Below are 21,964 nucleotides of genomic sequence, written 5' to 3'. Positions count from 1 at the left end.
ATGATTACAGTTTCAGATTTAGAGATTCAGTTTGGAAAGCGGACGTTGTTTCAGGACGTTAATTTGAAGTTTACGCCGGGGAATTGTTACGGTGTGATCGGGGCGAACGGAGCCGGGAAATCGACTTTTTTGAGAATTTTGAGCGGAGATTTAGAGCCGACCCGGGGGACTGTGATGTTCGGACCGGGAGAGCGTTTGTCTGTCTTGAAACAGGATCACTTTGCTTACGATGAGTGTACGGTATTGGACACCGTGTTACAGGGACATATGAAGCTGTGGGAGGTGATGCAGGAAAAAAATGCGATCTATCTGAAGGAAGATTTTTCGGATGAAGACGGTATCCGGGCTGCTGAGTTGGAAGAACAATTTGCAGGAATGGACGGTTGGAATGCCGAGAGCGATGCAGCCAATCTGTTAAGTGGATTGGGAATATCCGAAGATTTGCATTATTCTTTAATGAAGGATTTAAGTGGTAAGCAAAAAGTGAGGGTATTGCTGGCACAAGCCTTGTTCGGAAAACCGGATAACCTGCTTTTGGACGAACCGACCAATGATCTGGACCTCGAGACTGTCATGTGGCTGGAAAATTATCTGGCGAATTATGAAAATACGGTGTTGGTGGTTTCACATGACCGTCACTTTTTGGATTCTGTATGTACCCATTCGGTAGATATCGATTACGGTAAGATTACTCTTTTTGCCGGGAACTATAGTTTCTGGTATGAGTCCAGTCAGTTGGCTTTACGTCAGGCTCAGGCTAAGAATAAAAAGGCTGAAGAAAAGCGGAAAGAATTGCAGGAATTTATTTCCCGGTTTAGTGCGAACGTGGCCAAGTCCAAACAAACTACGAGTCGTAAAAAGATGCTGGAAAAGCTCAATATCGAAGAGATTATGCCTTCTACACGGAAATATCCCGGTATTATTTTTACTCCGGAACGGGAAGTGGGCAACAAGATTCTGGAAGTCCGGAATCTGAGCAAGAGTATAGATGGAAAATGCCTGTTCAAAGAGGTTGAGTTTGCGGTAGAGAAAGACGATAAGATCGTTTTCCTGTCCCGGGATCCGCGTGCCATGACCGCTTTGTTGGAAATTATTGCCGGTAATGAAAAACCGGATAGCGGTGACTATACGTGGGGTGTGACTATAACGACCGCTTATCTGCCTTTGGATAATTCGGCATTTTTCGATACCGAAATGCGTCTGATCGATTGGTTAGGGCAATATTCTGCCGATACGAGCGAGACTTTCCTGCGTGGTTTCCTGGGGAAGATGCTGTTTTCCGGGGAAGACATATACAAGAATGTGAAAGTGTTGTCGGGAGGAGAGAAAATGCGTTGTATGATCGCCCGGATGATGTTGAACAATGCGAATGTACTGCTGCTCGATTCTCCGGCTAATCATCTCGATTTGGAATCGATACAGGCTTTTAACAATACTTTGGTATCCTTCAAGGGAGTGGTTTTGATGAATTCGCATGACCATGAGTTTATCCAAACGGTTTGTAACCGGGTGATCGAACTGACTCCGAATGGGATTATCGACAAACGAATGGATTTTGACGATTATATCGTCAACGAAAATATCAAAGAACAATTGGATAAGATGTACCGGGAGTAACGTTTTTAGGTAATCTTATAAAATAAAAGGGTTATGGGATCTCCTGTAGCCCTTTTTTTATAAGAGTTATAGAGTTACAAGAGTTGTAGAGTTATAAGAGTTATAAGGAGGAGGAAGGAAATTGGTTTATTTTTTCGTGGATATTCTAATAATGTTGTATATTTGAAAAAATAAAACTATTCGTGCAAATAAAGTATTAATATGAAAGTGAGAACTTATTTTTTTGGGTGTTTGTTGAGTGTGCTGATGTGGCAGTGTGCTCCGAAAGAGAATGAATATGTAGTTATTGCCGGTAAGGGTGTTGCTGAGGATACGGCTTGGATGAAAGTGGCGGAGGCCTTACAGAATAAGCATCGGGCGGCTTTGTTGTCCTATCGGGAAGATCCGGCGGAATTATTGCCCCAATTACAACAGATACATCCCAGATATGTGGCTATTGTAGAAAAACCGGAGACTCTGGGGAGGGATTATGTAATGGAAATGCATCGGTTGAGCCGGAAAGTAGATAACGATATCTACGCTGATTTTTTATGGGGAATTATCACCGGATATGATGCTGCCGGGGCGATGAAAATGGTAAATAATTCAACGGAACCTTTGATTATCAAGGATGCTGTCGCTTCGATTTGGGAGTTACATTCGGCCAAATGGTTCGATCGGTATGGTTGGGTGGACGATCATACGCAGGGAATGTGGGGAGAAAAAAAATCTGCACAGGATACGGTAGTGACCTATCAGTTACCTCAGGTACCGACGAAGATGTTAAGTCGTAACCGGAAAGGCGGGTTCGATACGGTAATGATGCCGAGGGTAAATCCGGTGGATGAAATGCAGACTTTCTATAATTTATATGCTACTTATAATCCTGATTTGGTCGTGACAGCTGCACATGCTACCGAGCGAAATCTGGAGATGCCTTTTTCTTTGGGAAATATCAAAGCGAAAGACGGACAGTTGTATATGGATTTTCCGAATGATCCGCAAAATATGAAGGAAAGCGGAAAAAGAAAAGTATATTTTGCCGTTGGGAATTGCCTGATCGGTAATGTCAATAATACCAAAGAGAGTATGGCGATCGCCTGGATGAACAGTGGTAATGCGGCGACGATGATCGGATATGTCGTGACTACCTGGCATGGTCGTAACGGTTGGGGAGGATTGAAGTATTGGCTGACCAATCCGGGACGTTATTCCCTGGCAGAGGCTATATATATGAATCAGCAGGATTTAATGTATCAACTGAATGAATGGGATCCTAAATTAGTTACTTTGGCCTATCCTTATACGGAAGAGGAATTCCAGGAAGCTCCCCGTTTAATTCAGGAGACGATCGGAGTAGAACCTACACATGATCAGATCGGTTTTGTGCATGACCGGGATGTTTTGGCTTATTACGGAGATCCTAAATGGAATGTGCGGTTACAGGAAATAGCCGAAGAGAACGATTATACAGTGAATACTTCTGTACAGGGGAACAAGTGTACTGTGACGATACAAACCAAGGAAAATTTCAGTTTGGAGAGAATGAAAGGAGACCGGTTCAAACAAGAACATGTACTCGATCTGCCATTCAGTTATTTCTTTCCTCAGCGTCTGAATAATCCGCGTCTGTCTGCCGGTCAGGATTGGAAAGCTGCTGTAGATGAGAATTTTCTGTTGATTTACAATGCAGATTTCAAACCGGGTCAAACTTATACGGTAGAATTGGATATAAACTGAAATAATCGCTAACATGCTGAAATATTGGTTAGGAATCGTCGGGTTGTTTGTTTGGGGGGGATGCAGTACGAGCTTTACCCCTCAGGAGGTGAAGGTGATAAAGGAAGGCGGGGGGATAATGCGGGTATGGAAGACCGATAACCGGGAAGATTCTTTATTTTTACGTCAGCAGGCCATAGAATTGACTCCCGGGGAGATCCGGACGGAACTTTTTCAGGTATTGAAGCAACGGATGCTGGCGACAGTAAACGATTCGGCGGACCCGGGTGTCGGTATTGCTGCTCCCCAGGTGGGAATAAGCCGGCGATTGATCGCCGTACAGCGGTACGATAAACCGGGAGCTCCTTTTGAGTTTTACATCAACCCGGGTATTGTGTCGGCTTCTGAAGAGCAGTCTTTGGGAAAAGAGGGGTGTCTGTCTGTTCCGGATGTCGTTGGCGAGGTATGGCGTTCGAATGAAATCGTGGTTCGTTATATCCCTGAACTGACCTCGATTAAACGGATGTTGAGTCGTGAAAAAACGGATTCAACTTTTAAATTCGAGGTGAAGGTGGAGTATCGGAATACGTGGGAACCGGTATGCGATACTATCCGGGGATTTACGGCTGTGATCTTTCAGCATGAAATCGATCATTTGAACGGCATCCTTTTTACAGATAAAATGATAAAAGAATAAATTTATCAGGACAATGAATTTTAGTTTATAAAGTTTAATGGCTAGTTTTATAAACTGAATTGAATAAGCTATGAGAACCTTTGTCGAAAAAATACTTAATGCGCCTGCCGGAAGTATAGTTATACGGCGGCCGGATATCGTGATGAGTCATGATAATTCTGCCCGTATCCGGAAAATTTTTGAAGAAATGGGTGGGGAAAAGCTGAAAGATGCCGGAAAGTTGCTGGTTGTACTGGATCGTAAAATGACCGGGACAACCGATGAATTGATCCGGGATTATAATTCGATCCATCGTTTTATGGACGAACAGAAAGTAGAGCATTTCTTCGATTGTGACAAAGGGATCTGTCATGAAATATTGGCCGGGCAGCTGAAACCGGGAGGATTGATTGTAGGAAACGACAGCCATACCTGTACGGCAGGCGCTTTCAATTGTATGGCTGTGGGGTTGAATAAGACGGAAACGGCGGTACTTTGGAAAGAAGGCGAAATGTGGTTCAGGGTACCTGAAACGATTAAGATTAGTTTGAAAAATCGTTTGCCGGAGGGAGTATATGCCAAGGATTTGGCTTTGTGGATAATGGGGATGCTCCGGGAAGAAAATGTCGCCTATAAATCGTTGGAGTTTCATGGAGAGGGGGTGCCTGCCTTGTCTATCGCCGACCGGATGACCCTGGCTAATGTTACTGCTGAGATGGGGTTGAAGAGCGCAGCTTTCCCGCCCGACGATAAGTTGGCGGATTATTTCGGTGATTATGCCGTACAGGGTGTTTGGGCGGATCGGGATGCTATGTATTACAAGGAATTCGAGGTCGATTTGGCGCAGGTGATCCCGTTGGTGATGGAAGTCGGAGAAATAAACGAGATAAAAGCACCTGGAGAATGGGGTAGGCTGGAAATTCAGCAGGGATTGATCGGAGCTTGTGCCAGTGGGCGGTTGGAAGATTTAAGAGTGGTTGCCCGGATTTTGGATGGGAAAAAGATTGCTTCGGGGTTCCAGCTTTCTATCGTCCCGGCTTCCCGGGAGATTTATTTGCAGGCCATTCAGGAGGGGATTATCGATCGGTTAGTGAAGTCAGGAGCCTCTATATTAGGGTCCAGTTGTGGTCCTTGCTTGGGTAGCAGCCATATGATAATGGCGGATACCCGTCGTTTTATTACTACAGTAAACAGCAATTCGATGCGAAGGCTGTCGGCTATCGGTGTAGAGAAATACGTAGCGTCCCCGGCGACTGTGGCGATGACTGCTTTGACCGGAGTTTTGACAGTAGAAGTTGAACGGACCGATGCAAAATATCCTTATTGGGAAATGCCTAAAGTGTGGGTAACTGTGAATGAGTTCGAGCGTCGTTATCATAACCGGGTTTGGAATTATGGGGATTTGAACAGCATCGCCTGTGAACAGTTGTTCGATGAAGCATGTACTTACCGGATTGCACCGGATAATTTTAAAGCGATACAACCTTATTTGTTGGCAGGTTTGGATGCCTCTTTTGCAAAAAACGTCCAGGTGGGCGACTTGATGCTCGGAGGAGAAAATTTCGGCTGTGGGAAGCTATTACAACATGCGGTTGTCGGTTTAAGGGAGGCCGGTATCAAAGCGATTATCGTGAAATCGGTGGATCGCCGTTTTTTTAGAATGGCTGCCAATAATGGATTATGGATTATTGTTGCACCTGCCTTAGTGGAGAAATACCGGAGCGGTGACCAGATAGAAATAGATGTCGAAGATGAACGGATTTTTCTGAATCGGGAAGAATTTAAATTACCTTTTATCGATGCCGCTTTTACCGAAATGATCCGGAACGGAGGTATCTATTAAGGTACCTCCGTTCCCCAAATTTATGATAGAACTATTTAGCTACTCGTTCGTCCCCAAAGATGGACATCTTTGTCTGACCTTATTCCTTCTATAAGACTTTTCTTAAAATTAAGCATTTAGACGTAAAGTATTATCGCAAAAAATAACTTTCTTCGCATCTCAAAATTTTAAAATTTAATTAAAATATATATGAAAAAATGGTTTGAACAATTTAAGACAGAAGATTGGGTGGTTGTGGCTGTCAGTATTCTTTTACTGGCTTTTGCCATCATTACTCCCAATTATCTTCCCCGTATACCCAAACATCTGGCCGATACGGAATCCTGGGGAAATGCAATATTTCTTTTCGTCATTGTATTAGTCATACTTTATATCGGCTGGCTTTTACTCGGCAGACCCTTAAAAGGTTTATTCCTTTCCCTGATCGCTGTATTTTCTGTCTCTTTATTGGCACAGATTACGGCAGCCCTGCCTCAAGTAAGCTATTATGGATTCGAATCTGTCTTTTTCTCTGTTATCTTCGGTTTGATTATTCGCAATGTTTTTCGCGTACCTGCCTGGATGAAACCTGCTATTCAAAGTGAGTTTTTCATTAAAATCGGGGTGGTTTGTTTAGGAGCGACTATTCTTTTCAGTGATGTCATGAAATCCGGTGCAGTAGGTCTTGTACAGGCTGTCCTGGTTGTGAGTATCGTATGGTTTTTCGCCTATTTTATCTCCCGGCGGTTGGGAGTTGACCAGCGTTCTGCCATGATCCTGTCCAGTGGGGTCTCTATTTGCGGAGTTTCTGCTTGTATTACAGCTGCACGTGTTGCAGGAGGCGATGACAAAAAATTATCTTATATTGTTTCTTTGGTGTTAATCATTGTCGTTCCTATGATCTATATGATGCCCTGGCTGGCCCATCTGCTTCTTCCTGTCCTATTCGACGACCCTCAGGTAATACAGGAAGTGGCCGGAGCCTGGATCGGCGGAACCATCGATACGACAAGTGGTGTTGCCGCTTCCAGTGCTATCGTCAGCGAATTATCGAACCAGCATGCTGTTATTATCAAAGGAGCCCAGAATGTTTTAATCGGTTTTGTAGCTTTTTTTATAGCCTTATACCTTTCTACCCGGGGAGAGAAAGGTAGTAATTCTCCTTCTCTGGGGATTGTCTGGGAAAAATTCCCGAAGTTTATTATCGGCTTTGTTGCAGCTTCACTCGTATTCAGTATCTTTCAGGCAAATGACCTTTTCCTGGTAAATGAAAAAGGGAAACTCATCGAACCGGGAATCGCTAAAATGTTCAGTACTGTTTTTTTCAGTTTGGCATTTGTCTGTGTAGGACTGGAAACCCAGATAAAAGATATTGTCTCCCGTGAAAACCGCAATGTCATGTGGTCTTTTCTTACTGCACAGACTTTTAATATTCTGGTTACTTTTATTATTGCCTGCCTGTTGTTCGGCATCGTTAAACCGATGCTGGGATAAATTAAGCTGAGAGATGAGATAATTCACTGGAAATGTCTCATCTCTTAGCATATACTCATCCGGTTCTCGCCCAATCAGACCTGGGTTTATTTCGTTAGTAATTCGTCTTCGGTGATCGGAATTGGCGACCCGGTCGCTTCTGTCGGTCGTCTAACTTTTTCTATCACTGACCGGCGGAACTCCTCGCAAGCTCGTCAGACACCACCGGTCGGGCGTTCAGAAAAAGCAAGACGACACTCGACAGAGCTCCAATGGTCGCCAATCCCGATCACCTCCGACTTACGTTATCACTGAATTGCAAACCAGTCTTGATTTAAGAAAGATTATTCTCACTGGAAATAATCCGGACGGTCCGGCTTCCTGCTGTTGCAAATTTTTGGTTGTATTTTCTTTGCCGGTTAGCTCTGCCGTGAGATGAAGGGTTTTATGCCGGAAGACCATTGGAGCAGGAACGAGGGTCCGGTTAGGTTTTCCGAACGCCCGACCGGTGGTGTTTGACGAACGCAGTGAGGAGTTCCGCCGGTCAGTGAAGGAAAGCCTTAACGGACCGGTCCAGGCGAACCGGTCTGACGGGATAAAACCCGGAATCGGAATAGAAAGAAAAAATAAACCTACGTTTATAAGTGTAAATATGTATATAACTGCTTTATTTTATTCTTATTGGGATTGCTATGGATTTGAAGCTTGGGCTGTCTTTTTGTCACTTTCATTTTTTTGGCATAACAATTGTGTATTTACTTGCGTAAACTTGAATTTAAAACTAAAAAACAGATATACTATGGCAACTGGAAAAATAGGAGTATCAACGCAGAATTTATTTCCGATTATTAAGAAGTTTCTCTATTCGGATCATGAAATTTTTCTTCGTGAAATAGTGTCGAATGCAGTAGATGCTACACAAAAATTGAAAGTATTGGCATCTTCGGGAGAATTTAAAGGGGAGGCTTCTAATTTGCGGGTGCGGGTGAAAGCTGACAAAGAGGCAGGTACTTTGACGGTATCCGACAGCGGTATCGGAATGACCCGGGAAGAGGTGGAAAAATACATCAACCAGATTGCTTTTTCGGGAGCAGAAGAATTTTTGGAAAAACATAAAGATGATGCCGCTACGATCATCGGTCATTTCGGATTAGGATTTTACTCTGCCTTTATGGTGAGCGATAAGGTGGAAATCGTGACCAAATCGTACAAAGAAGGAGCGCAGGCTGTAAAATGGACCGGTGAAGGAGATACCGAATACACCCTGGAAAATACCGAAAAAGCCGAACGGGGAACGGATATCATTATGTATATCAATGCCGAGGAAAAGGATTTCCTGGAAGAGAATAAGCTACAGGATTTATTAACGAAGTATTGTAAATTCCTCCCGATAGAGATTGTTTTCGGAAAGAAGAAAGAATGGAAAGATGGAAAATATGTCGATACCGAAGAAGATAATATCATCAATGACACCAATCCGCTGTGGACACGTAAACCATCCGAACTGAAGGAAGAAGATTATCAGAAATTCTACCGGGAATTGTATCCCATGGCACAAGATCCTTTGTTCCATATCCATTTGAATGTAGATTATCCGTTTAATCTGACCGGTATTCTTTATTTCCCGAAAATCGATAATAAGTTTGAAATACAAAAAAATAAAATTCAATTATACAGCAATCAGGTGTATGTTTCTGATTCTGTCGAAGGGATCGTACCCGAATACCTGACTTTACTGCATGGGGTGATTGATTCGCCGGATATTCCGTTGAATGTATCCCGTTCCTATTTGCAAAGTGACCGGAATGTGAAGAAGATTTCCAACCACATTACGAAGAAAGTGGCCGACAGTCTGACCGATATCTTCAAAAACAACCGGGAAGAGTACGAGAAAAAATGGGATGACCTGAAGGTATTTATTCAATACGGCATGCTGACAGACGAGAAATTTGCCGAACGGGCCAATCCTATCGTGCTGCTCAAAGATACCGATGGGAAATATTTTACCCTGGAAGAGTATGAAAATCTGGTGAAAGTTAACCAAACGGATAAGGACAATCATATCGTTTATCTGTACGCTACCGACGTACAGGAACAATATACTTACATCCAGGCTGCGAAGGATAAAGGTTATGACGTTCTGGTGATGGATGGGCAGTTGGACACACATTTTATCAATCATATCGAGCAGAAAAATGCCGATCATAAATTTTTACGTGTCGACTCGGATGTGATTGATAAACTGATTCCTAAAAATGAAACGAAGGAAACCGATTGGAGCGAAGCTGAACAGGAGGAGATGAAGGATGTTTTCAATGCACAACTCCCTAAAGAAGGAGGCATGTATGTGGTCAATTTCGAAGCATTGGGCGAAACGGCCGATCCTGTTTTAATCACCCGTTCTGAGTTTATGCGGCGGATGAAAGAGATGGCTGCCATGAATCCGGGGATGGGATTCTATGGAGCTATGGATGACCAGTTTACGTTGGTAGTGAATACCGATCATAAGCTGGTAAAGAATATCCTGGCTGATGAACAGAAAGAAATGGCGGCTAAACTCGAACCGATCGATTTCGAAATTAAAGAAAATGAAGGGAAGAAAACAGAGATCGACGAACTGAACAAAGGGAAGAAAGAAGATGAAATTCCACAAGTCGACAAAGACCGGAAGAAAGAATATGACGATAAGATCAATGGCTTGAGAAAACAAAAACAAGAGCTGTTGCAGGAATATGGTAAAGGTAATCAGGTGGTCGGCCAGTTGATCGACCTTGCCTTACTCGCTAACGGTCTGTTGAAAGGAGAAGCACTGAATAAATTTGTGAAGAGAAGCGTAGAGTTGATTAAATAACCGAAAGACGGAAGATGTGAAAGCGGGCATTGTTGAAGATGCCCGCTTTTATTTTAATAAAACTATTTCCAATTTTGTAGACGTTAAGTAAGATTTCGGCTAACTTTTTGTAGGTTTGTAAATCCCGGAGGATAGATTTTAAGGATAGATTACGATCTTGTGGGAGAGGGATATGAGATATTTAGTATAAAAAATTAACTTTGCAAATTATTGAACTTTTGTGTTGATCGGGCGTTATACCTCTTGAGACTGAAGTTAAACAGAAGATTATTATTAAAAGACATCGGAATATGAAATATGTCGGAGCACATGTCAGTATATCGGGTGGAGTGGAGAATGCTCCTGTAAATGCTTATCGGATCGGAGCGAAAAGTTTCGCTTTATTTACGAAGAATCAACGCCAATGGGTGGCAGCACCCTATTCGGCTGAAAATATGGAACGTTTTCATCAGCGTTGTCAGGAATTCGGTTATACGGCCGATCAGATTCTGCCTCATGATAGTTACCTGATCAATTTGGGAAATCCCGATAAAGAGGCTTTGGAAAAATCCAGGAGTGCTTTTCTGGATGAAATGTTGCGTTGTGAACAACTGGGACTGAAACTACTCAATTTTCATCCGGGAAGTTCGTTGAAGAAAGTGAGTGAGGAGGAGTGCCTGACGATAATTGCCGAATCGATCAATATCACGCTGGATAAGACCAAGAGTGTCTGTGCCGTGCTTGAGAATACGGCCGGACAAGGGTCTAATCTGGGATATACTTTTGAACAGTTGGCCTATATTATCGACAAAGTTGAAGATAAAGACCGGATTGGAGTATGTATCGATACCTGTCATGCTTTCGCTGCCGGATATGACCTCAAGAGTGAAAACGGCTTTCAGGAAACTTTTGAGCATTTCAATGAAGTGATCGGATTGAAGTATCTGAAAGGTATGCATCTGAACGATTCTAAAAAAGGGCAAGGTTCTCATGTCGATCGGCACGAGGTGCTCGGGAAAGGCGAATTGGGTATAGAGACTTTCCGCCGGATTATGAGAGATCCCCGTTTCGATCGTATGCCGCTGATTCTGGAAACCCCCGATGAAGAAAACTGGGCGGAAGAAATAAAGATGCTTTATAAATTAGAAGAGCATAAGAGCTTATGAAAATAGGATTATTATCGGATACACATGGCTGGTTGGATAGCAAGATATTGGATTTTTTCAAAGATTGCGATGAGGTTTGGCATTGCGGGGATATCGGTGATTTAGCGGTTACCGATCGTTTGGCCGCCAACTTTAATTTACGCGCTGTATACGGTAATATCGATGGAGGAGAGATAAGGACGATGTTTGCCCCTACTTTAATATTCGATTGTGAAGGAGTAAAAACAGTGATGACCCACATCGGAGGATATCCCGGACATTATGACGCCGGAATACGGACGCTATTGTACGACGAACGCCCGCAGCTGTTTGTCTGCGGCCATTCTCATATCCTGAAAGTTATGTTCGATAAGACGCTGGGATGTTTACACATCAATCCCGGGGCTGCCGGGAAGTATGGTTTCCATAAAGTCAGGACAGCCATCCGTTTTGTCATAGAAAAGGGGAAAATGAAAGATTTGGAAGTATTGGAACTTGAGAAGAAGTAGAGATATAACTATTCCTGGATAACGAAGTAACTTTAAATAAGATGAAAAGACTTTTTATTTTGACAGGGCTCTTGCTGCTGACAGGAGCACTATTCAACCGGACGATAGCACAAAACCGGGAGAATCAGGTGAGAGAACAAAGCATAAAATATCAGCGGCTGATGGCCTATATCGATGCCTTTTATGTCGATACCGTAAATTTGCAGAAGCTGACGGAAGATGCGATTATAAAAGCTTTGTCCGATCTCGATCCTCATTCAGTTTATATCACGAAGGAAGAAGTGGATGAGATGAACGAGCCTTTGGAAGGTGGATTTTTCGGTATAGGTATTCAGTTTACTATTCTCCGGGATACGTTGGCTGTTGTGGCTATCGTGCCTGGCGGCCCTTCCGAGAAGGCCGGATTGATGGCAGGAGACCGGATCGTTTCCGTGGACGGAGAGAATATCGCCGGGAAAAAATTATCGAATACAGAGGTCCGGAAGCGCTTGAAAGGAGAGGAAGGCACGATTGTCAAGGTCGGCGTGCTGAGAGGACATGAAAATATGGATTTCCGTATTATCCGGGGAAAAATTCCGATTTATAGTATCGATGCTACTTATATGCTGGATAAGACGACCGGATATATCAAGTTATCCCGCTTTGCAGCGACCACGATCGATGAATTCGAGGAAGCTGTCAAAAAATTGCAGGCTCAGGGGATGAAAGATTTGATACTGGACTTGCAGACGAATGGAGGGGGATATATGGGAGCCGCTATCGGTATCGCCGATCACTTGTTGGATGGACGGAAGATGATCGTTTATACCGACGGGGTCAATTCCGGGCGGCGCGAAGAATATTCAACGCCTATAGGACTCTTGCAGGGTGGACGGGTGGTCGTATTGATCGACGGCAATTCGGCTTCTGCCAGTGAGATTGTTTCCGGAGCTGTTCAGGATTGGGATAGGGGCGTATTGGTGGGCCGGAGGTCTTTCGGGAAAGGCTTGGTGCAAAGACAGTTTCCTCTGACCGACGGATCTATGGTCCGGCTGACGATAGCCCACTATTATACGCCTTCGGGGAGATGTATACAAAAACCTTATTCGAAAGGCGAAGAAGATTATGAAGCCGAGTTGTATAACCGGTATCGGAGCGGAGAAATGGTCAGTGCTGACAGTATTGTAGTGAATGATTCCCTGAAATATTTTACGAAAGTAAAACAACGCCCTGTATACGGTGGAGGAGGTATTATCCCGGACGTGTTCGTGCCTCTCGATACGACGATCAGCTATTTGTACTTTAACCGGCTGATCGCTAAAAATGTAATCGGTGAGTTTATTGCCAATTATATCGATAAAAACAGGGATCAGCTGAAAAAGAAATATCCTGATTTCGATTCTTTTGTGAAGAATTTTCAGGTGACCGATGCCATGATCGATGAAATTGTAAAAGCAGGGGAAAAAGCGGATATCCCCAGAGACGATAAAGCACTGAAACCTCTTTTGCCTACCATTAAATTGCAGCTGAAAGCATTGATAGCCCGGGATCTTTGGAATATGAACGAGATGTATCAGATTATGAATGAGGAGAACGATATGCTGAAGAAAGGATTGGAAGTGTTGAAGGACGGTACGTACGAAAAGATACTCGGCAAATAGATTTATAAATACAGTGAAAACGGTGATGACAGCTAAAACAGGAACGGGGGTTTAACAGAAAGAAAGCAGGCGGTTATTGCCGGAAATTCCGCTGGGTCAGTATATCGGCTTGGGGCAGATAATGCGGCAGATAATCCGGTTTGTTGGCCCGGCAAGGACAAATATCTATCCCGCCACGACGGGTGTATAAGCAACTTACCATGAGAATTTCGGGTTGGAAAAGATCACTGAGGCGTTTGAAAGTCATCTCACAAATTTCTTCGTGAAAATGATTTTCATTACGCAGCGAAACGATGTATTTCAACAGAGAGGCATAGGCCGGTTGTGTCCGGCCTTTCAGATGAATGTACAAACTTCCCCAATCGGGTTGACGGGTGATCTTACAGTTACTTTTCAGTAGATGGCTACATACTTTTAATTCCCCTGCTTCCTGGATGTTTTCGGTCAGTAAGGCGGGGTTTTCCTGATAGACGGAAAACTGGAGTGCATAGGTGTCGGGCTCTTTTTCCAGCAGGGTGTAATCATTGAAATCAAAAGGCAGAAAAGAAGGGGCATCTTCATAAAAATGGACTTTTACTTCGGTACACAACAACGCACTAAGATCGGCAGCTACTGTGGCAACGAATCGGTCGACAGCCTGCCCGAGTGTCTTGCCTAAAGCTTCCATATGAAAGGAACCTAAATACAATTTCAAAGATTTACTTTCTACAATCGAGGGACTGGAAGCCGGATAAGTAATTTTCAACATCCCGGCTACCGGTATACCATTATCCAGGATAAAACTGGCTTCGTAGGCATGCCAGCTGTCATAACCACAAAATAGATGGTCTGGGTGGTCTATGCCATAGATTTCCCGGTTTTGCCGCCGGGGGACCGCTACAAGAATAGCCGGACAATAGTGTTGGGGATATTCGACTTGTTTTCCTAAAAGTTTATCTTCGGTTGTCATAATGAGTTGCTGAGTTATAGAGTTGCTGAGTTATAGAGTTATAGAGTTATAGAGTTGTTGGGGGGCTGAGTTAATGGGTGGGGTGTTGTTGCAGATAATGGATAAATTTGTTAATTGCTACAGATAGGCCCTGGCAATCCTGGAGGAGTAATTCACTTTTTTCTTCGGATGTGTAGTTTAAATCTTTAGCAATATAAAGCATACTTTTAACTTCTCCACAGCTTCCTTTAGATATACAGAGAAAGCGTTTGAACATCGGATTGCTCCCGGATTCAAACCCTTCTGCGATATTATTCATTATCGAAATAGCTGCCCTTTGTATCTGCTCATTAAAACCCATATCTTTAATGGATGCAGTGTTCTGGTATATTTCCTTCACAATCCTTCGGGCTTCCTGCCAAATATTCAATTCTTCAAACTTAACTACTCCTCCCATAATTTATTTATTTAAATTCATATATAAACTCAATAACTCAATAACTCAATAACTCAGTAACTCAGCAACTCAGTAACTCAGTAACTCAGTAACTCAGTAACTCAGCAACTCAGTAACTCAGTAACTCAGTAACTCAGCAACTCAGTAACTCAGCAACTCTATCCCCTCTAAAAACTCTGCATACTATACAATTTGGTATAAATACCATTCAGACTCAGGAGTTCTTCATGAGTTCCCCGTTCGACGATTTCTCCTTCATGGAAGACACAAATCAGGTCGGCATTTTTGATGGTAGACAGGCGGTGGGCGATCACGATAGAGGTACGGTTTTTCATCAGATTATCCAGAGCTTCCTGTACTAGTTTTTCCGATTCGGTATCCAGGGCAGAAGTGGCTTCGTCCAGGATCATGATCGGAGGATTTTTCAATACGGCACGGGCTATACTCAGGCGCTGGCGCTGGCCCCCACTCAATTTGCCTCCCCGGTCACCGATTATGGTTTGGTAACCGTGTTCGGTTTGTAAAATAAATTCGTGTGCATTAGCGATACGGGCAGCTTGTTCAACCTGTTCCAAAGTGGCATTTTCGATACCGAAAGCGATGTTGTTATAGATCGTATCGTTGAATAGAATAGGATCCTGGTTTACATTCCCCATAAATTCCCGCAAATTATAAAAAGAAAGTTCCCGGATATCAATACCGTCGATACAAATTTTTCCACTATTCACATCGTAAAAACGGGGTAACAAATCGACAAAGGTACTTTTTCCGGAACCCGATTGGCCGACAAGGGCTACCGTTTTTCCTTTCGGAATGACCAGATTGATGTTTTTGAGTACCTGTTTACTTTCGTTATATGAAAAGTTGACGTCTTTGTATTCGACAGCTTGTTGGAATTGTTCCAGTTTTCGCGGATTTTCAGGTTCCTGTATAGAAGATTCTGCAGCCAGAATAACGTCTATACGCTCCATCGCTGCCAATCCTTTTTGGACGCTGTAATAGGCGTTAGTCAGGTTTTTCGCCGGATTGATGATAGAATAAAACAAACCGATATAGATAATAAAACTTGGACCCGATAAGTTGCCGGTATTATTCAAAATCAGCGTTCCTCCGAACCACAGGATGATGACTACGACGATCGTACCGAGAAATTCACTCATCGGATGGGCCAATGAACGCCGCCGCATCAGACGGTTTTGTATTTTCCGGTAGCTTTCGTTTTCCGTTGAGAATTTTTCAGTCATTTTGGGCTCTGCATTGAAAGCCTTGATGATTCGCAAACCGGATAAAGTTTCTTCCATTAAAGCCAGAATTTCTCCCATTTTCGTTTGTCCTTCCCAAGAACGGCGCTTCAGGTTTTTACCTACCCGGCCGATCAATAAACCCATAATGGGGAGAAGAATGAAAACAAATAAGGTGAGCTGCCAGCTCATAAACAACATGGAAGTCAGATAGACAATAATCAAAATCGGACTTTGGAAGAGCATATCCAAAGAACTCATCACGGAGGCTTCTACTTCTTGTACATCTCCGGTCATACGGGCGATAATATCCCCTTTGCGCTCTTCGGAAAAGAAGGGAAGAGGTAAGGATAATATTTTGGCATAGATTTTACGACGGATGTCCCTGACGACTCCATTCCGGATATAAATCAATTCATAAGCTCCCAAATAGGCGAAACCGGTTTTTAAAGCAGTAGTTACGATGGCTACCACCCCGATCAGAATTAAGGTTGTCGATGGACCGTAAGTGTATTTGATCGTTGTGATGTAGTAATTAAAAATTTGTCCGATAGATTCACTGTTAAATTCGAAAGGAACAAGTTCAGTTACATCCTGTTCGTTGTTGAATATAATCTTCAGGATAGGTCCCAGCATCGCGATGGAAAGACTTCCGAAAATCGCATGGAGGAAATTGAAGATGATACTTTTGGTAACCCGGAGTTTATAAGGTGGAATAAAACGCTTGAGAATAAGGATTAAATCGTGCATAGGTAAAGTTGCTGAGTTGTTGAGTTGCTGAGTTGCTAAGTTGCTGAGTTGCTAAGTTGCTAAGTTGCTGAGTTACTGAGTTGCTAAGTTGCTGAGTTGCTAAGTTGCTAAGTTGCTGAGTTACTGAGTTGCTAAGTTGCTGAGTTACTGAGTTGCTAAGTTGCTGAGTTACTGAGTTACTGAGTTGCTAAGTTGCTGAGTTGTTGCACTCTTAAACTCCAAAACTTCATAACTCTTTAACTCTTTAACTCTATAACTTAGTAACTCTATAACTCAGCAACTCTTTAACTAAATTCCTGTATAATTCGAGGGAGTAATCTGTTTCAGAGTTTTTTTCAGTTCAGCTGAAATATCGAGTGTGTCGATAAATTCTGCGATAGATTCCTGTGTAATTTTGTTGTTGGTACGTGTCAAGGCTTTCAGTGCTTCGTAGGGGTTGGGATATCCTTCACGGCGCAGAACGGTTTGAATGGCTTCGGCCACGACCGCCCAGTTTTTTTCGAGATCTTTTTCGATCGCTTCTTTATTGATAATAAGCTTGTTCAACCCTTTCAAAGTCGATTTGACAGCAATAATCGTATGGGCTAAAGGGACACCGATGTTCCGCAGTACGGTTGAGTCGGTGAGATCTCGTTGAAGACGTGAAATCGGCAACTTATTACTCAGGTGATCGAATATGGCATTGGCGATGCCCAGGTTACCTTCTGAATTTTCGAAATCGATCGGATTTACTTTATGGGGCATAGCGGACGAACCGACTTCACCGGCTTTGATTTTCTGTTTGAAATAAGTCATCGAGATGTAAGTCCAGAAATCCCGGTCGAGGTCGATAATAATATTATTGATCCTTCGAAGGTTATCGAACAGAGCTGCAAAATTATCGTAATTGGAAATCTGGGTAGTGTATGTTTCCCGTTCGATTTTTAATTTTTGAGTTAAAAAGCGGTTTCCGAATTCAGCCCAGTCGATTTCCGGGAAAGCAATGTTGTGTGCATTGAAGTTACCGGTAGCTCCACCGAATTTTCCGGAAATGGCTACTTTTTTCAATAACTCCAACTGACGGCTCAACCGGTAAGTGAATACTTTGAGCTCTTTCCCTAAACGGGTAGGAGAAGCCGGTTGTCCATGAGTTTTGGCCAGCATCGGCACTTCTTTCCATTCTTCGGCCAGCTCTTCGAGTTTGGCGATCAGTTCGTCGATGACAGGATAATAGACATCGTGAACGGCATCCCGGAACGAACAGGGAACCGCTGTATTGTTGATATCCTGTGAAGTCAGGCCGAAATGGATGAATTCTTTGTATGGTTGCAGATTTAAAGCATCGAATTTTTCTTTGATAAAGTATTCGACAGCTTTCACGTCGTGATTGGTGACTTTCTCGATGTCTTTGATCCGCTGGGCATCTTCGACGGTGAAATTGAGGTATATTTCCCGTAATTGCTCGAAAGTCTGGTGATTGAAACCGGCCAATTGGGGAAGAGGTATTTCGCATAAGGCAATAAAATATTCCACCTCCACCGTTACCCGGTAACGGATTAAAGCACTTTCAGAAAAATAATTGGACAAATTTTCGACTTTATCTCTGTATCTCCCGTCGATCGGGGATATTGCTGTTAATGGTTGCATAGTATATAACAAGTGAATATTAGATTTATGTTCTACGAATTTGGTTCAATCAGACAATCTGCACTATTTTTGCTCACAAAAATAGAAAAAATAGCCGGAAAATCTGCTTTTTCCTCCTTACATTTGTCTTCAATTTAAATTGAGTTTGATAAAATGGGATTCTTTACAGGGATACAGCTTTATGGAAAAGCATTCGGAATTTTGTTCAGCCGGAAATTCTGGTGGTTTTTACTTTTTCCGGTCATTATTTTATTGCTATTGTTCATTGGGGGAAATATCCTGATTTCTTTAGCGGGAGATAGCCTGTACGGCTTGATCGAGGCTAAGCTTACTGCCTGGGTGGGGGGCATCTCCTGGCTGCAATGGGTGACGACCACGACAAGCGTGCTGATTAAGATTGTATTGCGGATTCTGTATTTCTTCCTTTTCGTTGCTTTCGGCGGATATATTGTGCTTGTCGTTATGTCGCCGGTATATTCCTGGCTGTCCGAACGGACGGAAGCTCATCTTACCGGAAGGGAATTTCCCTTTAGTTTCAGGCAGTTTGCCTGGGAGATTTTTCGGGGAATTCTGATCGCCCTGAGAAATATGATTTTTCAGTTGTTTATTTCTTTTGTATTATTTCTTTGCTCATTTATTCCGCTCGTGGGGGTAATCGCTCCTTTTGCCATCTTCTTTACCTCGGCTTATTTTTACGGTTTTGCCTTTATCGATTATGCTATCGAGAGAAAGCGTTTTAATGTCAGACAGAGCGTCCGTTATGTGAATAAAAATATCGGTTTGGTGACAGGAATAGGTACTGTATTCGCTTTGGCTCTTATGATTCCGGCCCTAAGCCTGGCCGCTTGTTGTTTTGTGTCATTATTGTCGGTAATTGCCGGTACTATTGCAGTAGAAAGGATGAACGATAAATCTGTTAAATAAAGTAATAGCTATTTTCCAACCCATCTGCATCGGATTTGCTGTTCGATTTCTTCTTTGGAGAGGGGTGTGCGGATTTCTGTACGGAAGGGGTGACCCGGGAGCAGATCTTTATAGTTGTCTGTAAAAACCGCTTTTACTCCGGGGAGGTAAAACATGACATCACAGGCCAGACGGTCGGTGATGGCTGTCAGGTATTTTTTGCCTTGCTCTTCGGATATTTGAATCTGAATATCGGGTTGTCTGAGCAGTAACTCTTTCGGTAGAGCAAAATATACATTTTGGCGGTCTACGATTTTTTTGCCTTGCCGGATGGTGATGACGGCCATGGTTTCCCGGTGTGAATTGTCTTGCAGCAAACCGGCGATTGACGATGCTGCGATTGGGGCGGCTTCGTTGGCTTTGATTTTATATTTGCCTTGCCGGGTTTGATGCAGTTTTCCGTCGAATCCTTTTATCTCTAAGGTATAGGTTCCTGCGAGAGGAGTTGGCAGATCGTTTACCACCCAGAGTTTCAGACTGTCTGCCGTTAACTGGGGAGCTAATATCACCGGCTTGCAGGCTTCCCGTAGCGCATACTGGGCCGCTTTCCAGTTGTGGTAATAATCGGTTGTCGACCAGCTGGCTACCGGCCAGCAATCGTTCAGCTGCCAAACCAGCGATCCCATACAATAGGGCATATGCCGCCGATGTGTTTCCATGGCTATTCGCATGGCCCGGGCTTGCAATACCTGGCTCATGTACAGCATTTGCCCGAAATCTTCCGGTACCTGATAATACCAGCCCATGTATTCCCGGATGCGCAGGTTGCCGATTCCACTGCGTTGATGAGCCGACATGATCTCCGATTCGATGTCGTAATCTTCCGGTAAAGTGTATTGCCGGACGGTTTCAAATTCAGGGAAGGATTGGAAACCGTGTTCACTGATGAAACGGCCGATGTTTTTTTCGTATTCTTCAAACTTGTGTTTTTCGTGCCATACCCCCCAGTAGTGGTTATCCCCCCGGTTGGCAGGACGGATTTCATGGTCTCCGATTTCCGGTCCCGACATCGGTGAAGAAGGCCAGTAATCGTCTCCATCGGTATATTTTTCAATCACTTCGGGCAGGAGCCGATGGAAGACATCGGTGTAGGCCTTGAAAATCCGTTCTTGTTGTTGCTGGGTATACTCTCTTTTCCATCCCCAACCTCTCCAGGCTGCATCTATTTCGTTGTTTCCACACCACAGGGCTATACAGGGATGATTTCTTAGCCGGATAACGTTATCGACGGCTTCTTGTTTTACATTTTCCAGAAATTCAGGATTGCCGGGATACATGGCACAGGCAAACATAAAATCCTGCCAGACCATGATGCCGTGGCGATCACAGAGTTCATAGAAATAATCGTCTTCATAAATACCTCCACCCCAGATCCGGATCATATTCATATTGGCATTCGCGGCATCCGTCACCATTTTTTCGTAATCCGAACGACTGATTCTGGGGAGAAAAACATCGTTGGGAATGGCATTGACTCCTTTGGCAAAAACAGGGATTCCGTTCAATTCAAAGTAGAAAGTTTCTCCCTGGGTATCTTGCCGGCGTACTAATTTCAGAGAACGCAGACCGGTGGTTACTTCGCGGCTGGCAACTACTTTTCCGTCTTTTTTCAAATCGATCCGGAATGAATAGAGGTTGGCTTTTCCTAAACCGTTACTCCACCATAATCTGGGTTTTTTAATGGTAAACGGGAGGGTTAACCGGTTTTCTCCCGGTTGGGTTTCCACCTCGCTTTTCGCCAATATCCGGGAATCACATTTTACTTCTGCGATCAGTTTTTCGTGATGTTCCGTCGTCAAACGGACAGATGCTTTCAAATCGGCTTGTACGGGAGTGACTTGCGGCTGTTCGATAAAAACCTGTTCGATATTCAGGTCATCCCAGCCTTCCAGGAAAATCGGCCGCCAGATACCTGAAGTGACTAACCGCGGGCCCCAGTCCCAACCGAAATGATAAGGGGCTTTCCGGCTGAAAACGCTCACCCGGTTAGGGCCCATTCCTCCGTTTTCGCTTTGGTCGTTGGAAGCCGGCAAGGGTAATCCGTATTTTTCCATTTCTTTCATACCTTGCCGGATGGGAGAACGAAAGCGAAGATGCAGTATATTTTCTTTACCGGAAAGCAGGCCGGAGACATCTGCTTTCCAGGTCCTGAACATATTGTTGGTAGATAGAAGAGGCTGACCGTTCAGGGTGATGTCGCACCAGGTGTCTAATCCCTGAAATACGAGTTGTTTGTGTTTTTGCCCGGCCAATTGTTCGTCCACCTGAAAACGAAGTTCATATTCCCAGTCGGCTTTATCGATCCATTGGATGTGTTTTTCATTGTCGCGATAGAACGGATCTTCGATGATCCCATTGTTTATCAGATCGGTATGTACTGTCCCGGGTACTTCGGCCGGTAACCATTTACCGATATGGTATTGCCTGAATTGCCAGTTATTTCCTAGCTCTTGCCGTATGGGAGGGGTAGAGGCAAAACTCATCGAATAGAGTGAAAAAACGACTAAGGTGATTACAAATTTGCTCATAACCGGGATTGAAATAATGAAACGTTACAAATATATGCAAAGGCGGGAGCAAAAACAACAA

At 43.6% G+C, this 21,964-nt stretch carries 15 protein-coding genes; 10 read left to right on the top strand and 5 right to left on the bottom strand.

The features are described 5' to 3' along the window. The 9 genes from ODOSP_RS04605 (at position 1) to ODOSP_RS04565 (ending at position 13,410) form a co-directional block, all read left to right on the top strand. The gene (locus tag ODOSP_RS04605) at positions 1–1,617 is read left to right on the top strand and encodes an ABC-F family ATP-binding cassette domain-containing protein (protein ID WP_013611221.1); all 1,617 of its coding nucleotides are present in this window, start codon (positions 1–3) and stop codon (positions 1,615–1,617) included. Positions 1,618–1,818: 201 nt separating this feature from the next. After that, positions 1,819–3,336, top strand: a complete 1,518-nt coding sequence (locus ODOSP_RS04600) for a hypothetical protein (protein WP_013611220.1) — start codon at positions 1,819–1,821, stop codon at positions 3,334–3,336. Between the two features lie 13 nt (positions 3,337–3,349). Next, positions 3,350–4,012 carry a peptide deformylase gene (locus ODOSP_RS04595; protein WP_013611219.1) on the top strand — a complete coding sequence of 221 codons (663 nt, stop codon included), beginning with the start codon at positions 3,350–3,352 and terminating at the stop codon, positions 4,010–4,012. Between the two features lie 70 nt (positions 4,013–4,082). Then, positions 4,083–5,834 (top strand): aconitase family protein, encoded by a 1,752-nt coding sequence (locus ODOSP_RS04590; RefSeq protein ID WP_013611218.1) that lies wholly within the window; start codon positions 4,083–4,085, stop codon positions 5,832–5,834. 189 nt (positions 5,835–6,023) lie between these two features. Continuing rightward, a complete protein-coding gene (locus ODOSP_RS04585) occupies positions 6,024–7,307 on the top strand; it encodes a YeiH family protein (RefSeq protein WP_013611217.1) in 1,284 nt (427 codons plus the stop codon). 778 nt (positions 7,308–8,085) lie between these two features. After that, positions 8,086–10,137: a molecular chaperone HtpG gene (htpG, locus tag ODOSP_RS04580; RefSeq protein WP_013611216.1), complete on the top strand. Its 2,052-nt coding sequence runs from the start codon at positions 8,086–8,088 to the stop codon at positions 10,135–10,137. A 290-nt stretch (positions 10,138–10,427) separates the two neighbouring features. Then, positions 10,428–11,282: a deoxyribonuclease IV gene (nfo, locus tag ODOSP_RS04575; protein WP_013611215.1), complete on the top strand. Its 855-nt coding sequence runs from the start codon at positions 10,428–10,430 to the stop codon at positions 11,280–11,282. Then, positions 11,279–11,770, top strand: coding sequence for a metallophosphoesterase family protein (locus tag ODOSP_RS04570; protein ID WP_013611214.1), 492 nt, complete (start codon positions 11,279–11,281; stop codon positions 11,768–11,770). Before nfo ends, ODOSP_RS04570 begins: the two co-directional genes overlap by 4 nt. A 41-nt stretch (positions 11,771–11,811) precedes the next feature. Continuing rightward, positions 11,812–13,410 (top strand): S41 family peptidase, encoded by a 1,599-nt coding sequence (locus tag ODOSP_RS04565; RefSeq protein WP_013611213.1) that lies wholly within the window; start codon positions 11,812–11,814, stop codon positions 13,408–13,410. Positions 13,411–13,483: 73 nt separating this feature from the next. Here ODOSP_RS04565 and ODOSP_RS04560 read toward each other — a convergent pair whose 3' ends face one another. From ODOSP_RS04560 to purB, 4 genes are all read right to left on the bottom strand, one after another. Further along, the gene (locus tag ODOSP_RS04560; RefSeq protein WP_013611212.1) at positions 13,484–14,359 is read right to left on the bottom strand and encodes an NADPH-dependent 7-cyano-7-deazaguanine reductase QueF; all 876 of its coding nucleotides are present in this window, start codon (positions 14,357–14,359) and stop codon (positions 13,484–13,486) included. 70 nt (positions 14,360–14,429) lie between these two features. Beyond that, positions 14,430–14,795, bottom strand: a complete 366-nt coding sequence (locus ODOSP_RS04555; RefSeq protein ID WP_013611211.1) for a four helix bundle protein — start codon at positions 14,793–14,795, stop codon at positions 14,430–14,432. A gap of 167 nt (positions 14,796–14,962) precedes the next feature. Further along, the gene (locus tag ODOSP_RS04550) at positions 14,963–16,786 is read right to left on the bottom strand and encodes an ABC transporter ATP-binding protein (protein WP_013611210.1); all 1,824 of its coding nucleotides are present in this window, start codon (positions 16,784–16,786) and stop codon (positions 14,963–14,965) included. 288 nt (positions 16,787–17,074) lie between these two features. Continuing rightward, a complete protein-coding gene (purB, locus tag ODOSP_RS04545) occupies positions 17,075–18,412 on the bottom strand; it encodes an adenylosuccinate lyase (protein ID WP_013611209.1) in 1,338 nt (445 codons plus the stop codon). Positions 18,413–18,565: 153 nt separating this feature from the next. On the opposite strand from purB, the gene ODOSP_RS04540 reads away from it, so the two are divergent. Further along, positions 18,566–19,336: an EI24 domain-containing protein gene (locus tag ODOSP_RS04540; RefSeq protein WP_013611208.1), complete on the top strand. Its 771-nt coding sequence runs from the start codon at positions 18,566–18,568 to the stop codon at positions 19,334–19,336. 8 nt (positions 19,337–19,344) lie between these two features. Here ODOSP_RS04540 and ODOSP_RS04535 read toward each other — a convergent pair whose 3' ends face one another. Next, complete coding sequence (locus ODOSP_RS04535) at positions 19,345–21,903, bottom strand: beta-mannosidase (RefSeq protein ID WP_013611207.1); 2,559 nt, start codon at positions 21,901–21,903, stop codon at positions 19,345–19,347. Positions 21,904–21,964 lie beyond the last annotated feature (61 nt).

Origin of the sequence: Odoribacter splanchnicus DSM 20712, assembly GCF_000190535.1 — a bacterium.
GTDB lineage: Bacteria > Bacteroidota > Bacteroidia > Bacteroidales > Marinifilaceae > Odoribacter > Odoribacter splanchnicus.
Note: the sequence above shows the minus strand (reverse complement) of the source record. Positions and strands in the feature narration are given on the sequence as shown.